Origin of the sequence: Micromonospora sp. WMMD729 (assembly GCF_049315225.1) — a bacterium.
GTDB lineage: Bacteria > Actinomycetota > Actinomycetes > Mycobacteriales > Micromonosporaceae > Micromonospora.
Map to the genome: position 1 here is coordinate 648,665 of NZ_CP186059.1, position 16,739 is coordinate 665,403.

Genomic DNA, 16,739 nt, shown 5'->3' on the forward strand with positions numbered 1-16,739 from the left:
AGCGCGTCCGCAGCACCTCCTGCTCGGGCTGGTCGTCCGGGCCGAGGCGGAGCATGGTGCCGGTGAGGATGACGGTGCCGAGCCCCGGGCGAGCGTCCGACGGGCGCGCGCCCATCACGTCGACCCGGACGGCGAGGCGGTCGCCGGCGCGGACCGGGGCGAGCCACCGCAGCTCCTCCAGACCGGGGGAGGCGTCCGCCGCCGCGCGGGACAGCAGGTGGTCGACGTACGCCCGCATGAACAGGCTGACCGTGTAGAAGCCGCTGGCGATGACGCCGCCGTGCCGGCTGGCCTCGGCCAGCTCCTGGTCGACGTGGTACCACTGCGGGTCGAAACGCCGGGCGAAGGCCCGCATCTCGTCGCCGTCCACGGTCACCGTCCCGAGATCGACGGTGAGTCCCGGGACGAGGTCCTCGAAGAACAGCTCGGCGGGCGCTCCGGTGCCGGAGCGGAGGGCGGGAGCGGTCACCGGCGGGGTGCGCGACGAGTGCCGGCGTGCAGTTCCGCGGCGAGTTCCGCCTCCAGGTCGGCGGGGAGACCGGCGGTCAACGGCCGTCCCTGCACGGGAGCGGCGCCGGTCGGGCCGGGTGTCGGCTTGGGCCGGTCGGCGGACTGCGCCTCTTCCAGCTCGGAGACCGATTCGGCCAGCTCGGCGACCGGGTCCATCTCGGCCATGGTGTCCCACTCGTCGCGTGGGATGTCGTGCCAGGTGGGTTCGGTCCTGGTGGCGTCCTCGGCCGGCGTGACGGGCTGGAAGACGAAGGTCCGGTACGACCAGAAGCGGAACAGCGTGGCCAGCAGGACACCGGCGGTCTTCGCCACGTTCAGCGCCAGCAGGCCGTGGACGCCGAGCCCGTACTTGGCCGCGGCCACCGCGCCCAGTTCGATGAGCAGGCCGGCGCCGTTGAACAGGAAGAACAGGACGTACTCCCGGCGAAGCGCCGATTTCGGGCGATCCCGGTACGTCCAGTGGCGATTCATCAGATACGACGTGATCGTGGCGACGATGGTCGCGATCACGGTCGCCTTCAACTGACCGTTGACGAAAACGGTAAGTGCAAGGACATTGAACACCGCGTAATTGATGACGGTGTTGATGCCGCCGACGATGCCGAATTTGAGCGCCTCGTGGATGAACTTCTGCCAGCGCTCAGGCAGCAGACGGACAAGACGCATGCGAAACACCTTAGGGCAGTCGGTGAAGCCGGCGGTCACCGGCCGGACGAGGTGGGCGACGGGTCACGCCCCGTGATCCCGGTCGCGCTCCACCTGCGGAACGATCGGAGTTCCCGCTTCGACGAAGACGAACCGCCGGTAGGACCAGAATCGGAACAGCGTCCCTAGGCCGGTGCCCACGACGAAGCTGGCGATGTTGTCGGCGAGCTGCGTCTGGAACACGCCCGGCCAGATGCTGCCGAGCCCGTACCGGCTGATCGCGAGGCAGGCCACCGCGATCCCGAGGCCGACGGCGTTGAAGAAGAAGAACAGCGCGTACTCCCGAGCCGGGTTGCTGCGCTGGCGGTGCCGCCAGGTCCAGAAGCGGTTACCCAGGAAGGCGAACGTCGCGGCGATCACGGTCGAGATCGTCTTGGCCGTGACCTGCTCCATGCCCCGCGCGGTGGTCAGGTAGTTGAACAGCGCGAAGTCGATGAGGAAGGCGATCCCGCCCACGGTGGCGAACTTGCTCAGCTCGCGCACGAGGTGACCGAAGCGGTCGATCAGTGCGCGGACCAGACCCGGTCGGGTCTGCCGGGGGCCCGGTTGCTCCCCGGTCATCGTGGCGGCCACGGGGCGAGCCTACCGGCTGTGGAGGTGTCGGCGGGGGAGCAACGGCGAGGGGGACATCGTCGCCCATCGCGACCCATTCAGCCAGTGTGCCGCTGTTGAACGCAGCGTAACCAGTCGGGAGGACTGATGCGCCTCGGAACGGGAATCCGCCAACCGGTCGGCGGGGTGGGTTGACGGCCCGACCGCAACGCGCGTCGACCGGGGTGCACAACAAGATTTGCGTGAAACTGCGCAGGAAAGCGGGTATCAGATCGTGATGCCGCAGCGTGGCCGTACCTTGTGCAGTTCTTCACAACCAGTCCCACTGACTCGGAAGGCTGCCCGGTTTACGCTGAGCCCAATCCCAGGTTTCCACGAAGGCGGCGCATCGCGTCGCTGAGACTCGTGCATCCCATAGATCGGTCAGCGTCGACCACAAGGAGATGTGTCATGGTTGCTCCGGCTGTAGTGCGGGGTATCGATCAGGCCCCGACGTCCCATCCGAAACTGCTTGCCTGGGTCCGTGAGGTCGCGGAACTGACCACCCCCGAGCGGGTCGTCTGGGTGGACGGGTCCGACGAGGAGTGGCGTCGCCTCACCGATGAACTGGTCGAGTCCGGCACCCTCATCCGGCTGAACCCGGAGAAGAAGCCGAACTCGTTCTACGCGCGCACCGACCCGTCCGACGTCGCCAGGGTCGAGGAGCGCACCTTCATCTGCTCCGTCGACGAGGCGGACGCCGGCCCCACCAACAACTGGATGGCGCCGGCCGAGATGAAGCGGACGATGACTGAGCTGTACCGGGGCTCGATGCGCGGTCGCACCATGTACGTCATCCCGTTCGTGATGGGCCCGGTCGAGGCCGAGAGCCCGATGTTCGGTGTCGAGATCACCGACAGCCCGTACGTGGTGGCCTCGATGCGCATCATGACCCGGATGGGCGCGGCGATCCTCGAGGCGATGGGCGACGACGCGGACTTCGTGCACGCGCTGCACTCGATCGGCGCCCCGCTCGCCCCGGGTCAGCAGGACGTGCCGTGGCCCTGCAACGAGACCAAGTACATCTCGCACTTCCCGGAGACCCGGGAGATCTGGTCGTACGGCTCCGGGTACGGCGGCAACTCGCTGCTCGGCAAGAAGTGCTACTCGCTGCGGATCGCCAGCGTGATGGGTCGGGACGAGGGTTGGCTCGCCGAGCACATGCTCATCCTCAAGATCACTTCGCCGGAGGGCAAGGTCCACCACATCGCCGGCGCGTTCCCGTCGGCCTGCGGCAAGACCAACCTGGCCATGGTGGAGCCGACCATCCCGGGCTGGAAGGTCGAGACCATCGGCGACGACATCGCCTGGATGCGATTCGGCCCGGACGGTCGCCTCTACGCGGTCAACCCGGAGTACGGCCTCTTCGGCGTCGCGCCCGGCACCGACTGGAAGACCAACGCCAACGCCATGCGCACGCTGGACCGGGGCAACTCGATCTTCACCAACGTGGGCCTCACCGACGACGGTGACATCTGGTGGGAGGGCATGGGCGAGCCGCCGGCACACCTCATCGACTGGAAGGGCAACGACTGGACGCCGGAGAGCGACAGCCTCTCCTCGCACGCGAACAGCCGGTTCTGCACCCCGATCACGCAGTGCCCGATCCTCGCCGACGAGTACTTCGACCCGAACGGCGTACCGATCGATGCGATCCTCTTCGGTGGTCGCCGCAAGGACACCATTCCGCTGGTGACCGAGGCCCGCGACTGGGTGCACGGCGTCTACATGGGCGCGACGCTCTCGTCCGAGACGACCGCCGCCGCGTCCGGCGCGGTCGGCGTGGTCCGCCGCGACCCGATGGCGATGCTGCCGTTCATCGGCTACCACGCGGGCGACTACTTCCGGCACTGGATCGAGATGGGCAAGGGCGCCGACGGCGACGAGGCCAAGCTGCCGAAGATCTACTACGTCAACTGGTTCCGCAAGGACCCGGACGGCTCGTTCCTGTGGCCGGGCTTCGGCGAGAACTCCCGGGTGCTCAAGTGGATCGTCGAGCGGATCGAGGGGACGGCCGACGCGGTCGAGACCCCGGTCGGCATGGTCCCGGCGCAGGACGCGCTCGACGTCGAGGGGCTCGACATGACCCCGGAGGACGTCCGGATCGCGCTGAAGGTCGACCCGGACGAGTGGCGCAACGAGCTGCCGATGATCACCGAGTGGTTCGAGAAGTTCGGTGACAAGCTGCCCGGCGTGCTGTGGGCCGAGCTGGACGCGCTGCGCGCCCGACTGGACGCGGCGCAGCCCCAGCGGTAGGTGTGAACCTCGCCCGCCGCGGGCAACAACGGATCCCATGAGGACGGCCGCCGAGACCGAGGTCCGGCGGCCGTCCGCCGTCCGGGCGCTCACCGTTCTGCTCGCGACCACGGCGGCGGCCACCGTCGTGGTCGAGCTGCTCAATTGGTGGTACGCCCCGGAGCAGGGCTTCGGTCTGGCGGTACGCACCGGCTGGGCCATGCTGCGCTCGTTCGGCTTTCTGCTGCTGATCGGGCACGTGCGCAGGGGCCGGACGGCGGCCCGCCCGTTCGGGCTGATCCTCGCGGTCACCACGATCTTCGCCGTCGGCCGGCTGATCGTGCCCCGGCAGGGGGTGCCCCCGCTGCCGGGACTGCTCGGCTTCGCCGTCCTCACCGCACTGTGTGTGGCGGTGGTCTGGCTGCTCTACCGCTCGTCGGCGCTCGCCGAGCATCTGGTCCGGCATCGGCCCCGCCTGGTCATCGACAGGACCGGGATCTCGTGGAGGGAGACGCCGCCACGTCGTCCACAGGCGAGCGCCTGGTTGTTGACCAGCCGGGTGGCGGCGTTCACCTACAGCCCGCTGATGCTGGTGCCGGCGCTGGTGGCCGGTGGCGCGATCCTGGACGACCGCCTCTCCGCCGTGCCGGCCGTGCTGTTCTGGTTCGGCGCCGGCATCGCGGCCAGCTACGCCGTGCTGTTCTGCACCGCGTTCCTGATGCGCGGCAAGGACTGGGCACGCGGTCTGCTGGTCGTCGTCACGCTCGGCGTACTCGCGGTGGACCTGCCGCTGTGCTGGTGGCTGCTGGGCCTGGACGGCCTGGTCCGCGACGGCGCCCCGCTGCTGGCCGCCGCGTCCCTGGCCCTCTACGGCCTACGCCGAGCCTCCCGCGTCCCCGACCCCGTGCCGGCCTGACAGCGACACGAACCCACACGCGAGGTCGGCCGCCCTCGAGTCCCGGACCCAACACCATGTGGTCCGATCCTTCAGAGCTGCCCCAGATATGGGCCGCCCGCGCCCTGCCGCCCGCACCCGGGTCCGTGCGCCCGGGTCCGTGCGCCCGGGTCCGTGCGCCCGGGTCCGTGCGCCCGGGCCCGTGCGCCCTGCGGACGGCGGCCCGCGCCCCGGTCCGGGCGCCCGGCACCCTGCCGCTCGGCACCCTGGGCCCCGTGCCCCGCGTCATGATCGTGCTCGAACCAGGAAGTAGTGGCCTCACCGATAGGTCGACACCACTACTTCCTGGTTCGAGCACGATCATGCGGGGCGCGGCCCCACGGATCGGTGCCCCACGTACGGGGCAGGTCTACAGGCGCGTGAACAGGTGCACCGACCCCGGCCGGCCGGTGCGCTCGGGCGAGGACCGGGAGCCGTCGGCACCGCGCGGTGCGGTCCGCGCGGGCGGGCAGGGGGCAGGATGGCGGGTGGCGTCGGTCACAACGATCGGCGTGGGCGGCGCAGGTGGATGGTCGGGGCGGTGCGGGAGCTGTCGCCCCGGTCGGAGGGAGGCGCGCGGTGAGCGACGAGTTCGACGTGGTGGTGGTCGGTGCCGGGCCGGCCGGAGCGGCCGCCGCCCTGACGGCCTGCCGGGCGGGTGCCAGCGTGCTGCTGCTGGACCGGGCCGACTTCCCTCGGGACAAGGCGTGTGGAGACGGCATCGCGGCGCACTCGGTGGACGTCCTCACCGAACTGGGCGTGACCGAGGCGGTCGCCGGGTACGCCCCGCTGCCCGCGTTGCGGATGGTCGCGCCGGGTGGCCAGGCGGTGGCGCGGGCGCTGCCCCGGCCGGCGTACACCGTTCCCCGGGAGGTCTTCGACGCGCGGCTCGTGGCCGCGGCGGTGGCCGCCGGCGCGCAGTTGCGTCGGCACAGCGTCCGCCGGGTCCAGCCGCGCGGTGACCGGGTGGTGCTCGACGGGGAGTTGTCCGGCCGGGTGGTGGTGGGCGCGGACGGCGCCGGGTCGGTGGTGCGCCGGGCCCTCGGTCACCCGGTCAACCCGGACCGGCACCTCGCGCTGGCCATCCGCGGGTACGCGCCCGCCCTGCCCGGCCCACCCGAGCAGCTCATCGTCACCTCCAAGGCGCGCTGGCCGGCGTACGCCTGGTCGTTCCCGATCGGCGACGGTCGGGCGAACGTCGGGTACGGGGAGGTGTTGCGCGGCGAGCCGTTGAGCCGGGCGTACCTGCTGGATCGGTTGGCCGCGCTGCTACCCGGCACCGACCTGTCGACGGTGACCGCACTGCGTGCCCACCACCTGCCGCTGTCCACCCACCGGCCGACGCCGGGTCGGGACCGCACCCTGCTGGCCGGGGACGCCCTCTCGTTGATCAATCCGTTCACCGGGGAGGGCATCTTCTACGCGCTGCTCTCCGGGGCGTTGGCCGGGGCCGCGGCGGCTCGCGAGCCCGAGGCGGCGGCCCGCCGCTATGCCGCGGGTCTGCGTCGTCGCCTCGGCACCCATCTGCGCCACAGCTCGGTGGCCGCCTGGTTGGCGCGGCGGCGGCGGGTGGTCGACGCGGCGGTCCGGGCGGCCCGTCGGGACGACCGGGTGTTCGACGACGTGGTCGAGTTGGGGCTCGGCGACGGCCGGCTCACCGCCCGTACGCTGGGCATGATCGGCATCGAACTGTCCGGCGGGGATCGCCCTCCGAAGGGGTGATCCGGCGGGCGGGTCGCTACGCTGCTAGGTGATGACGCTGCGGAACCTTATCTACTCCGTGTACGAGCGCCGGCTCACCGCGAAGCTCGCGGGTAAGCCGGTGCCCCGGCACGTCGGGGTGATGTGCGACGGCAACCGCCGGTGGGCCCGGGAGATGGGCTACGTCGACCCGAACGACGGGCACCGGGTCGGCGCGGCGAAGATCAAGCATGTTCTCGGCTGGTGCGACCAGGCCGGTATCGGGCACGTCACGCTCTACCTGCTCGCCACCGACAACCTGCGCCGCCCGGCCAGCGAGCTGGACCCGCTCCTCGAGATCATCGAGAACCTGGTGGTGGAGCTGGCCGAGGAGGGCAACCCCTGGCGGCTGCGGATCGTCGGCGCGCTGGACCTGCTGCCCGCCCAGACCGCCGCCGCGCTCAAGGGGGCCGAGGAGCGTACCCGGGACCGCAGCGGCGGCGCGGAGGTCAACATCGCGGTCGGCTACGGCGGCCGGCGGGAGATCACCGACGCCGTCCGTTCGCTGCTGCTCGAGCACGCGGCCTCCGGCGGAACCATCGAGGAACTGGCCGAGGTGCTGGACGTCGAGCACATCGCCGAACACCTCTACACCCGTGGTCAGCCCGACCCCGACCTGGTCATCCGCACGAGCGGGGAGCAACGGCTGTCCGGGTTCATGCTGTGGCAGTCCGCGCACTCGGAGTTCTACTTCTGCGAGCTGAACTGGCCGGACTTTCGGCACATCGACTTCCTGCGGGCGCTGCGCTCGTACGCCACCCGCCAGCGCCGCTACGGCGCCTGAGGGGCTCAGGGAAGCCGGCTCAGGGCCCGGGTCAGGAAGTCGCCGAGCGCGGCCGGTGACTCGATGGTCAGGTCGGCGGCGTCGGCCACCTCCTGGCCGGTCTCCGGGTTGGCGACGGCCACGCAGACGCCGAAGAAGTCCGGGTCGGACTCGGCGCGGGCGCGCAGCGCCGCGAACGCCTTGATGTCGGAGACGTCGTCGCCGAAGTACCAGGCGCCGGTGGCGTCCCGGACCACCTCGCCGATCACCATGCCCTTGTCCCGGTCGACGGGCGGCTTGAGCTCCAGCACCATCCGACCGGCCTGTACCCGCAACCCGAGCCGGTCGGCCTGCGCCTGCCCCCACTGCTGCACGGTGGCGCCGAGCTGCGGGGCGGTACGCCAGTGCAGCGCGACGGAGAGCCGCTTGTACTCGACGAGCGTGCCGGGCGGCAGCTCCTCCCGGGCCAGGTCGGCCAACTCAGCCATGGTGGGCACCCACGGCAGGGCGGTCGGCTCGGTGACGGTCTCACCGCCGGAGTGGCTGTGCTCCAGGCCGTAGAGGCCGTAGAGGTCCACACCGCTCAGCTCGCCGAGCCGGTCGCGGAGGAACTCGACGGGTCGCGCGGAGACGATCGCGATCCGCTGCACCACCGGGGCCAGCGCCTCGATCGCGGCGAGCGCGTTGGGCGCGGGGCGGACCGCCGTCGGGTCGTCGTCGACCGGCGCGAGTGTGCCGTCGAAGTCGAAGAAGAGCACGGTCCCGGCGGCCCGGTCGGCAGTTATCTGCCACGCCTGGTCGGCGTTCAACGGGGTCCTCGGCTGGTGGTTGCCCAGATTCAACGGCGGCACGCGCGTCAGCGTACCCCGGCGTCGGGGGCTCATTCCTGGCCGAGCGGACCCACCCGGCGGCGGTCGGTCAGCGTTCGGCGGCCCCTCGTCCACGGCGTCCGAACGGCACCACCGCCGCCTCCTGCCCGTGGGACAGCAGGTAACCCTCCACGAACCCGGTGTTGCGGTCCCCGGTGTGGGTCTCGATCTCGTTGAGGCGGGCCACCAGGAACTCGGTGAGCGCGCTGATCCGGTCGTTGAGCCGCTCGTGCAGTTCCGCGACGACGGCCAGGATGACCGCCGTGCCGGCGCTGGTGAGCGCGAGAAGGTTGACGAGCAGCGGCAGCTGCCCACCGTTGACCGCGAGGGTCACCACGTTGCCGGTCGCCCACAGTGTCATCGACACCGTGGCGACCACGACTCCCCACCACTTCAGGGTCATGGACAGACCCCTCCTTCTGTCCCGCAGGGCTAGGTTCGGCCTTGTCCCGTCCCCCCGCCGATGACGAGCCCAAGCAGTACGAATAGGGACGCTAGCGTGCCCGTTCCTGCCCCGGAGCGAAACGAATGAACCTGACCAGGCGTTCTTTCGCCATCTGAGGAACTACCCGGCCTGATTGCCTCTATTTCGGACATCGACCGGCAACGTTGGGCGGTATGCGAGGTATCTGATGGTTTCGCGGATGTGGAACTTCTCCGCGTCCGACACGTTCGGGTCGACCAGGCGGCGCAGCAGGGCCTCCACGTCCGGGTCCATCGGCGGGGCCGGTTGGCCGGCGCGCGGGCCGCTCGCGGTGCGGTCCCAGCCGAGCGCGGCGAAGGCGGCGGCGGGGTTCAGTCCCAGGCCCTCGCAGAAGGCGACCACGCGTTCCGCCTCGGGGTCGCTGGCCCAGTCGCCCCGGACCCACCGGTTGATGGTCTGCCGGGAGACGCCGGTACGCCGTGACACCTCGGTGCCGCTCCAGGCGCGGGTGGCCCGCGCCTCGTCGAGGGCGCGCCGAACGAAGGTGGCGAAGGCGATTTTTCGCGCGTTGGCCGTCTCGGTCACCCCGTGACGGTACGACCAGCCGTCCGTGGGCGTTTGCGCAGGCACGCTGCTGTCACGCGGACGTGACGGCTCTCTCGGATTCGGGATAAACGATCCAGCGCCGCTTTGGAGGGGTGTCACCCGGGCAGAATAGATGCCCGTCGTGGCGAATGTAAGGGGACGAAAAGCTGATACTGTCACGCTCATGGGACAATCTACGGTGTGTCACGTGCATGAGACGACTGGTGCTCACATGCGTCACGCTCCCGGTGCCGAGGGGGTGTGGTGACCGAGCTCGCCACCCGAGCCCAGGCCTTCGGGCTGATCGCCGAGGGAGTGGCAGCGGGGCTGAGTGCCCCGTGGCGCCTCTATCTCGCCCGAGGCTGCCGATACCTGTCGCTGAGCGTCGGCGACCGCACCGAGTGGAACGCCTGGCGTACCCACCTCGGCTGCCCCGAACTGAGTGTCCGGGTCTACGACGCCGGTGGGGAGATCCGCCGATCCTCGGTCGCCGAGGTCGTGCTGGACGGCTGCCGGATCACCGTCGAGCTGGTCGAGGAGGTCAGCACCGACGACCTGGACCGGTTGCTGGTCGCGGACCCCACCGCCGATCCCACCACGGTCGAGCCGGAGGAACGATGAGCCGGCGTCCGGGCCGGGCGGGGGCCGCCCGATGAGCCCGTTCCTCGTGGTCTTCCTCGTCCTGGTGCTCGGTGCCACCAGCTACGCCGCCGGTCGCCTGCACGGGCAGCTCAGCTACCGGATCGGCTACCGCTTCGGCTACCGCCAGGGCTACTTCGACGGCGACCGGGGCGCCTGGAACCGTCGCCGCCGCGACGCCCAGGCGGCGATCGCCTCCGCGCTGTCGGTCTCCTCGCCCGCGGCCGTCCGCTCCGCCGGCACGGTCGTCCGCCCCGACACGGCGGCCCGCCCCGGCACCACCTACACCGGCTCGTCGTTCACCGCGCCGGCCGCCCCGATCACCGGGCGGCACCCGACCGGCACGCTCGTCCGACGAACCGGCTGAGCCGGCCGGCGGGTCGCCGAGGGCGTCCCGCCGACCGGCGCTGCGGAAACGCGGTGCGTCGTCCGCGGCGGACACGCACCGTCGGGGCCACGTCAGACCGGTGACGGTGGCCCCGCCGGCCGGGATGCGCGCAGGGGGCATGCATCCCGGCCGGCTCGCCGCGTCCGGCCGCCACGCTGACGGACACCGCGCGTCGTCCCCGCCGGCTCGTCCGTTCGGCGCTGTTCACACGGCCGTCCCCAGAGATCCACGATCGCCCCTAGCCGGGACGGTCCGCCGCCGCTAGCGTCTAGGCATGGCGCGGGGTTCTCCCGGGCCAGCCGGTCCACCCGGATCTGCGACCTCGCGCACGGGGTTCCGCATCCGACCCCTCCGGGCACCGGACGAGGCGGAAAACGGGTGGCCGGGTGCCCATCCGTCGGAGCAGGCCTGTGACGACTCGCCGTACCACCGCCGGTGCCGACCAGACCCCGGCCGCGACTGCCACGACCCGCCGGGCCACCCGGAGCCGCCGTGCGGCGGACGCCGCGCCGGCCGAGAACAAGGAGCCCCGACCAGCGGGGCAGGCCTTCGTTCTGGACACCTCGGTGCTGCTGTCCGACCCGGCGGCCTTCCACCGCTTCGCCGAGCACGAGGTGGTGCTGCCACTGGTGGTCATCACCGAGTTGGAAGGCAAGCGGCACCACCCGGAGCTGGGCTGGTTCGCCCGGCAGTCGCTGCGGATGCTCGACGAACTGCGGATCCGGCACGGCCGGCTCGACCGTCCGGTGCCCGCCAACGATGCCGGCGGGACGTTGCGGGTGGAGCTGAACCACACCGACGACGGCGTGCTGCCCCCCGGCTTCCGCACCGAGAGCAACGACGCGCGGATCCTGTCGGTCGCGCTCAACCTCGCCGGCGAGGGTCGGGACGTCACGCTGGTCAGCAAGGACATGCCGCTGCGGGTCAAGGCCGCCTCGGTGGGTCTGCGCGCCGACGAGTACCGCCACGGTCAGGCCGGTGACCCCACCTGGACCGGCATGTCCGAGCTGGAGTTGGGTGAGGAGCAGATCTCCGCGCTGTACGCCGGCGAGACGCTCGACCTCGACGAGGCGGCGGGTCTCTCCTGCCACACCGGCCTGGTGCTGCACTCGACGCGCGGCTCCGCGCTGGGCCGGGTGCTGCCGGACAAGTCGGTGCGGTTGGTCCGGGGCGACCGGGAGGCGTTCGGGCTGCACGGCCGCTCGGCCGAGCAGCGGATCGCCCTCGACCTGCTGCTCGACGAGACGATCGGGATCGTCTCGCTGGGCGGGCGGGCCGGCACCGGCAAGTCGGCGCTGGCGCTCTGCGCCGGCCTCGAGGCGGTGATGGAGCGTCGCCGGCACAAGAAGGTGATCGTCTTCCGTCCGCTCTATGCCGTCGGCGGCCAGGAGTTGGGTTACCTGCCCGGCTCGGAGTCGGAGAAGATGTCGCCCTGGGCGCAGGCGGTCTTCGACACGCTCGGCGCGGTGGTGCACGAGAACGTGCTGGAGGAGGTCACCTCGCGGGGCATCCTGGAGGTGCTGCCGCTGACCCACATCCGGGGGCGCAGCCTGCACGACGCCTTCGTGATCGTCGACGAGGCCCAGTCGTTGGAGCGCGGGGTGCTGCTCACCGTGCTGTCCCGGATCGGGCAGGGGTCGCGGGTGGTGCTCACCCACGACGTGGCGCAGCGGGACAATCTGCGGGTCGGCCGGCACGACGGTGTGACCGCGGTGATCGAGGCTCTGAAGGGCCATCCGCTCTTCGCCCACGTCACGCTCAGCCGTTCGGAGCGGTCGCCGATCGCCGCCATGGTGACGGATCTCCTCGAGGACATTCCGCAGTGATGGGGTTTTCGTAGCGGTTCGTCCCTGTTTTATGTGTGGCGCAGGTCACAAACGGCGCGGTCGGTTTCCCATGTGCCTCACTGTGCGCGATGGTGTCCCACGAGCGCCCACGCACCACAGGTATCGTCGGTGATCGTTCGTCCAAGGTCAGGACGGCATCGGTGACGGTCGGTGCGTCGGCGCGACCGGCTCACCGGTCGGGGCGCTCACGGCACGGCTGAGGGCCGACGAGGCCCGGTGTCGCGCCGTGTCCTTGCCCCCGACGAAGGGACCACTTCGTGAGTCGGCTGTGGAGCCGGTTGGGTGCCCGTACGGCTGCTGTCGCACTGCTCTCCGTGGGCGTCGCCGGTGGCTTCTACCTGGGCGAAGACCGAGAAACCCAGCAGCAGGGCCTGACCGCGCAGGTCGGCGTCGAGGTCGACCGGGCCGACTTCGCCTACCAGCGCGAGCGTCAGGCCAGCCACCAGGTCGCGTTCGCCCGGCAGCGGGCCGCCGAGTACCAGGCGAAGCTGCGGGCGGCCCAGGCCGCCAAGGAGGCCGCCGAGCGGGCCCGCAAGGCCGAGGCCGCCGCCGCGTCGCGCAAGCGCGAGCGGGAGGCCGCCGAGCAGGCCGCCAAGCCGTACGACGGACCGATCCCGGCGTCCTGCGCGGAGTACAGCGGCAACCGCAAGATCGGCTGTGCGCTGATGCTCGAGAAGGGCTTCGGCATCGCCGAGTTCCCCTGCCTGGAGAAGCTCTGGACCAAGGAGAGCGGCTGGAACCACAAGGCCAGCAACGGCTCCTCCGGGGCGTACGGCATCCCGCAGGCGCTTCCCGGCAGCAAGATGGGCACGGTCGCGGGCGACTGGAAGACGAACCCGGCCACCCAGATCACCTGGGGGCTGGGCTACATCAAGGGCAAGTACAAGACGCCCTGTGGCGCCTGGACCTACTTCCAGAACAACGGCCACTACTGACGACGTACGACGGCGGGGCGGGTGGGACGACCATCCGCCCCGCCGTCGCGCGTACCCCGGTCGGGACGTGAGTGGCGGTCGGCCCCTTTTGCTGATAGCAGTTGGGGGGTGAGCCTGCACCCGCCAAGCGGCGACCCGTTCCGGTTCGGCACCGAGGCGTTCTACGCCGCCCTCGGCCGGGCCTTCGTCGCCATGTGTGCGGTGGTCCCGTTCCTCTTTCTCATCGAGGCGATCGACCAGGGGCTCGCGTTCGGCCTGGACGCGACCGCGGGCATCATCCCGCACCGCATCGACGGCCTCGACGGTGTGTTCTTCTCGCCGTTCCTGCACCACGGCTTCGACCACCTCTACAGCAACAGCATCCCGCTGATCCTGCTGGGCACCTTCGTGCTGGCCGCCGGTGCGCGCCGGTTCCTGTGGTCGACCCTGATCATCATCCTGGTCTCCGGGCTCGGCGTGTGGTTCACCGGCTCGCCCAACTCGGTGGTGGTCGGCGCGAGCGGCGTGATCTTCGGCTACCTGGGCATCCTGCTCACCCGCGGCATCGTCGAGCGCAGTTGGTGGAACTTCGCCGTCTTCCTGCTCGTCGGCCTGCTCTACGGCTGGCAACTCGTCGGCATCCTCCCCACCGACGAGCGGATCTCCTGGCAGGGGCACCTGTTCGGGCTGCTCGGCGGGGTGGTGGCGGCGATCCTGTTCCGGCGTCGCCGCCCCACGGTGGACGGTCCGGACTACTCCGGGTCGACCCTCAGCCTGCCCTGACCCGCTCGTCGGCGCGCCCCTGGGACATGCTTGCCGGACCGCTGCGCCCCGCCTACCGTCGAGATCAGCACGCGTTGATCCGCGAGCGGAAAGCGACGGTACGCCATGCGCGAGGTCGATGTCGCCGTGATCGGGGCCGGTCCCGCCGGTCTCTTCGCCGCGTACTACGCGGGGTTCCGGGGCCTGTCCGTGGCGGTGATCGACGCGCTACCGGAGCCGGGCGGCCAGGTCACCGCCATGTATCCGGAGAAACTCATCCTGGACGTGGCCGGCTTCCCCGCCGTCAAGGGTCGTGACCTGGTCGCCAACCTGGTCGCCCAGGCGGCGCCCTTCGGCCCGGAATACGTGCTCGGCACGCGGGCGGAGAAGCTGTCGTACACCGACGACCGGCCGGTGCTCGGCCTGGCCGGTGGCGAGCAGCTCGGCTGCGGCGCGGTCGTGGTCACCGGCGGGCTGGGCAGCTTCAGCCCACGGCCGCTGCCCTGCGCCGACGGCGCGCCCGGCGCCGGCATCGTCTACTTCGTGACCGACCCGGCCGAGCTGACCGATCGGGACGTGCTGATCGTCGGCGGCGGAGACTCCGCCTTCGACTGGGCGCTGGCCCTGCAACCGCTGGCCCGCTCGGTGACCCTCGTACACCGGCGGGAGAAGTTCCGGGCGCACGCCTCGACGGTCGCCCGGGTGCTGTCCCTGCCGGTGCGGGTCATCGTCAACGCCGAGGTCACCCGGCTGCTCGGGGACACCACGGTGACCGGTGCCGAGGTGACCGTACGCGGCGGCGCGGTCGAGACCCTGCCGGTCGACACGGTGGTCGCCGCCCTCGGCTTCACCGCCGACCTCGGCCCGCTCGCCGAATGGGGGCTCCGCCTCGACCGCCGGCACATCGTGGTGGACAGCGCGATGGCGACGAACCTGCCGAGGGTCTTCGCGGCCGGCGACATCACCGAGTACCCGGGCAAGGTACGCCTGATCGCCACCGGCTTCGGCGAGGCCGCCACGGCGGTCAACAACGCGGCGGTCGCCATCGACCCGAGCGCGCACCTGTTCCCCGGGCACTCGTCCGACGCGGGCTGACCGTCGGTATCGGACACTGACCGCTCCGTGTCCGGATCGAGACGGGTCGACCGGACCCTGAGGGGATGACGGGGACCGAGAGAGCACGCGATGGCGCGCCCACGACGCTGGCCTGGCTCTGCCACCCGACGACCCTGCTCGCGCTTGTCGTGCTGGTCGTCAACGACCGTGTGCTGAAGGCGGCCTTTCCCGGCCTGGTGACCGGCAAGTTGAGTGACGTCGCGGGCCTGGTGCTCGCACCGCCGCTGGTGGCGGTGCTGCTCACGCTGCTGGTGCCGCGGCTGCCGGCCCGCCGGGCCGCGCTGGTCGGTCTGGTCGCCGTGGGTGCCGGGTTCGCGGTGGTCAAAACCAGTGGGTACGCCGCTGAGCTGGCCTCGTCGGCATGGACGACACTGGCCGGGCCGTCACTGGTCCGGGCCGACCGGACGGACCTGTTCACGCTGCCGGCACTCGGCCTGGCGTGCTGGAGTTGGACGCGGGCGCGAAGGCGACCGGTGCGGCACCGGACGGCTCGGCTGATCCGGCTGCTGGTGGTGCTGCCGCCGGCCGTTCTGGCGGTGGCCGCGACCAGCGCGGTCAACTACCCGTACGCGCTCGGCACCACGACGCTCGACGGCCGCCCGGCGATCTCGATCGGCGGCGGCTTCGAGGGAAGCTGGCCCGATGGCCCGGCCGACGGCGGTTGGTCGATCAGCGACGACGGGGCGACCACCTGGCGGATCACCACCGACGACGAGTGGCGATTACTGCGGGCTGCCCAGGACTCCCCGCGCCAGCAGGCGTGCGCCCCGGACGACCCCCGACGCTGCTACCGGGTGGTCCCCGGGCACCTGCGGGTGGAACAGAGCGACGACGTCGGGGTCACCTGGCAGATCGCGTGGGAGGTGTCGGATCCGCAGCGCGACGAGTTGGCCCAACGGTACGAGAAACCCGGTGACGTCCGTCGCCATTTCTCATCCCGCGAACTCGTCGTCTACCCGCACGCCGGGGGCGGCCACGAGGTACTGGTCGCCAACGGCCGGGACGGATTCCTGCGTCGTCTGTCGGACGGCGGGTGGCGACGCGAAGGGTTTCTCGGTAGCCAGTCCCACTTGGCCGTCACGCCCGAACTGCCCGCTGTGTACGACGGCGGACGGGTGCAACGCGAGGTCGACGTCTGGCTTGCCATCGCGCTCGTGTTGCTCCTCGGCTGCGCGGTCACCGTGCTCGCCGGACATCTGGCGATCCGACGCGGCGGCGGCAGCCGCTGGTGGGGAACCGCCGGGGCTGCCGCGATTCTGCTCGGCGGACTCCTGCTGCGGGCCAACTGGTTCTGGGTCGACGAGGCGAGCATCGTGTTCACCGCGTTGTTCGTCATCATCCCGCTGGGCGCGCTGGCGGTAGCGGTGCTGCTCCTCGTTCCGTGGCTCGGCACCGCTCCGGGGCGCTGGGTCGGGTGGACCGCGGGAACTCTCCTGCTCACCGTGCTCCTGGCCGGACTGCCACTGGCCGGCTGGGTGAACGGCACTCCCGAGCAGACGCCGGTGGCGGTCGCGCTGGCCCTGCTCGCCACCGTGCCGGGACTGCTGCTGGCCGTCCGGCTGGCCCGCCTCGCCGACCCGGCCCGCGAAGAGAACCGGCGCGACACGCCGCCCTACCCGCCGTACCCACCCCTGCCGCCGCGCGTGCCGCTGCGCTGATACCTGCCCGCGGTGGCGGATGAAGCGGCCCGAGGTCATGCGCGCACTCGAGTCCGGTT

General features: G+C 71.3%; 16 protein-coding genes and 1 pseudogene. 11 read left to right on the top strand and 6 right to left on the bottom strand.

Features of this window, described 5'->3' with window-relative positions; all coding sequences use genetic code 11:
- Positions 1–70: 70 nt before the first annotated feature.
- The 3 genes and pseudogenes from ACN263_RS03030 to ACN263_RS03040 all read right to left on the bottom strand — a co-directional run.
- Positions 71–469: pseudogene (locus tag ACN263_RS03030) on the bottom strand (MaoC/PaaZ C-terminal domain-containing protein); the annotation flags it as partial.
- Entirely contained in the window at positions 466–1,176 is a 711-nt protein-coding gene (locus ACN263_RS03035; RefSeq protein WP_422740581.1) for a GtrA family protein, read from the bottom strand. The gene ACN263_RS03035 and the pseudogene ACN263_RS03030, both read right to left, overlap by 4 nt.
- A gap of 63 nt (positions 1,177–1,239) precedes the next feature.
- Entirely contained in the window at positions 1,240–1,776 is a 537-nt protein-coding gene (locus tag ACN263_RS03040; protein WP_422740582.1) for a GtrA family protein, read from the bottom strand.
- Between the two features lie 441 nt (positions 1,777–2,217).
- Here ACN263_RS03040 and ACN263_RS03045 point away from each other — a divergent pair, with 441 nt between their 5' ends.
- From ACN263_RS03045 to ACN263_RS03060, 4 genes are all read left to right on the top strand, one after another.
- Entirely contained in the window at positions 2,218–4,062 is a 1,845-nt protein-coding gene (locus ACN263_RS03045; protein ID WP_422738304.1) for a phosphoenolpyruvate carboxykinase (GTP), read from the top strand.
- Positions 4,063–4,099: 37 nt separating this feature from the next.
- Complete coding sequence (locus tag ACN263_RS03050; protein WP_422738305.1) at positions 4,100–4,957, top strand: hypothetical protein; 858 nt, start codon at positions 4,100–4,102, stop codon at positions 4,955–4,957.
- A 597-nt stretch (positions 4,958–5,554) separates the two neighbouring features.
- Positions 5,555–6,697, top strand: a complete 1,143-nt coding sequence (locus ACN263_RS03055) for an NAD(P)/FAD-dependent oxidoreductase (protein WP_422738306.1) — start codon at positions 5,555–5,557, stop codon at positions 6,695–6,697.
- 31 nt (positions 6,698–6,728) lie between these two features.
- Positions 6,729–7,499 (top strand): isoprenyl transferase, encoded by a 771-nt coding sequence (locus ACN263_RS03060; protein ID WP_422738307.1) that lies wholly within the window; start codon positions 6,729–6,731, stop codon positions 7,497–7,499.
- A gap of 5 nt (positions 7,500–7,504) precedes the next feature.
- Here ACN263_RS03060 and otsB read toward each other — a convergent pair whose 3' ends face one another.
- From otsB to ACN263_RS03075, 3 genes are all read right to left on the bottom strand, one after another.
- Entirely contained in the window at positions 7,505–8,329 is an 825-nt protein-coding gene (otsB, locus tag ACN263_RS03065; protein WP_422738308.1) for a trehalose-phosphatase, read from the bottom strand.
- Between the two features lie 67 nt (positions 8,330–8,396).
- Positions 8,397–8,750: a hypothetical protein gene (locus ACN263_RS03070; protein ID WP_355048878.1), complete on the bottom strand. Its 354-nt coding sequence runs from the start codon at positions 8,748–8,750 to the stop codon at positions 8,397–8,399.
- A 162-nt stretch (positions 8,751–8,912) separates the two neighbouring features.
- Positions 8,913–9,356, bottom strand: a complete 444-nt coding sequence (locus tag ACN263_RS03075) for an XRE family transcriptional regulator (RefSeq protein ID WP_266248891.1) — start codon at positions 9,354–9,356, stop codon at positions 8,913–8,915.
- Positions 9,357–9,620: 264 nt separating this feature from the next.
- Between ACN263_RS03075 and ACN263_RS03080 the strand changes: the two genes are divergently transcribed.
- From ACN263_RS03080 to ACN263_RS03110, 7 genes are all read left to right on the top strand, one after another.
- On the top strand, positions 9,621–9,977 hold the full coding sequence (locus ACN263_RS03080; RefSeq protein ID WP_355048876.1) for a hypothetical protein: 357 nt from the start codon (positions 9,621–9,623) through the stop codon (positions 9,975–9,977).
- A 31-nt stretch (positions 9,978–10,008) separates the two neighbouring features.
- Complete coding sequence (locus ACN263_RS03085; protein WP_422738309.1) at positions 10,009–10,362, top strand: hypothetical protein; 354 nt, start codon at positions 10,009–10,011, stop codon at positions 10,360–10,362.
- 431 nt (positions 10,363–10,793) lie between these two features.
- The gene (locus ACN263_RS03090; RefSeq protein WP_422738310.1) at positions 10,794–12,209 is read left to right on the top strand and encodes a PhoH family protein; all 1,416 of its coding nucleotides are present in this window, start codon (positions 10,794–10,796) and stop codon (positions 12,207–12,209) included.
- A 278-nt stretch (positions 12,210–12,487) separates the two neighbouring features.
- A complete protein-coding gene (locus ACN263_RS03095; RefSeq protein WP_422738311.1) occupies positions 12,488–13,165 on the top strand; it encodes a lytic transglycosylase domain-containing protein in 678 nt (225 codons plus the stop codon).
- 108 nt (positions 13,166–13,273) lie between these two features.
- A complete protein-coding gene (locus ACN263_RS03100) occupies positions 13,274–13,927 on the top strand; it encodes a rhomboid family intramembrane serine protease (protein ID WP_421474543.1) in 654 nt (217 codons plus the stop codon).
- A 105-nt stretch (positions 13,928–14,032) separates the two neighbouring features.
- Positions 14,033–15,001: an NAD(P)/FAD-dependent oxidoreductase gene (locus tag ACN263_RS03105; protein WP_422738312.1), complete on the top strand. Its 969-nt coding sequence runs from the start codon at positions 14,033–14,035 to the stop codon at positions 14,999–15,001.
- A 65-nt stretch (positions 15,002–15,066) separates the two neighbouring features.
- Complete coding sequence (locus ACN263_RS03110) at positions 15,067–16,680, top strand: hypothetical protein (protein WP_422738313.1); 1,614 nt, start codon at positions 15,067–15,069, stop codon at positions 16,678–16,680.
- The last annotated feature ends 59 nt before the right edge of the window (positions 16,681–16,739 follow it).

Coding starts and splice junctions, on each gene's coding strand:
- ACN263_RS03045 (WP_422738304.1), top strand. CDS start 2,218: ATGGTTGCTCCGGCTGTAGTGCGGGGTATCGATCAGGCCCCGACGTCC.
- ACN263_RS03110 (WP_422738313.1), top strand. CDS start 15,067: ATGACGGGGACCGAGAGAGCACGCGATGGCGCGCCCACGACGCTGGCC.
- ACN263_RS03085 (WP_422738309.1), top strand. CDS start 10,009: ATGAGCCCGTTCCTCGTGGTCTTCCTCGTCCTGGTGCTCGGTGCCACC.
- ACN263_RS03035 (WP_422740581.1), bottom strand. CDS start 1,176: ATGCGTCTTGTCCGTCTGCTGCCTGAGCGCTGGCAGAAGTTCATCCAC.
- ACN263_RS03060 (WP_422738307.1), top strand. CDS start 6,729: ATGACGCTGCGGAACCTTATCTACTCCGTGTACGAGCGCCGGCTCACC.
- ACN263_RS03040 (WP_422740582.1), bottom strand. CDS start 1,776: ATGACCGGGGAGCAACCGGGCCCCCGGCAGACCCGACCGGGTCTGGTC.
- ACN263_RS03070 (WP_355048878.1), bottom strand. CDS start 8,750: ATGACCCTGAAGTGGTGGGGAGTCGTGGTCGCCACGGTGTCGATGACA.
- ACN263_RS03050 (WP_422738305.1), top strand. CDS start 4,100: ATGAGGACGGCCGCCGAGACCGAGGTCCGGCGGCCGTCCGCCGTCCGG.
- ACN263_RS03105 (WP_422738312.1), top strand. CDS start 14,033: ATGCGCGAGGTCGATGTCGCCGTGATCGGGGCCGGTCCCGCCGGTCTC.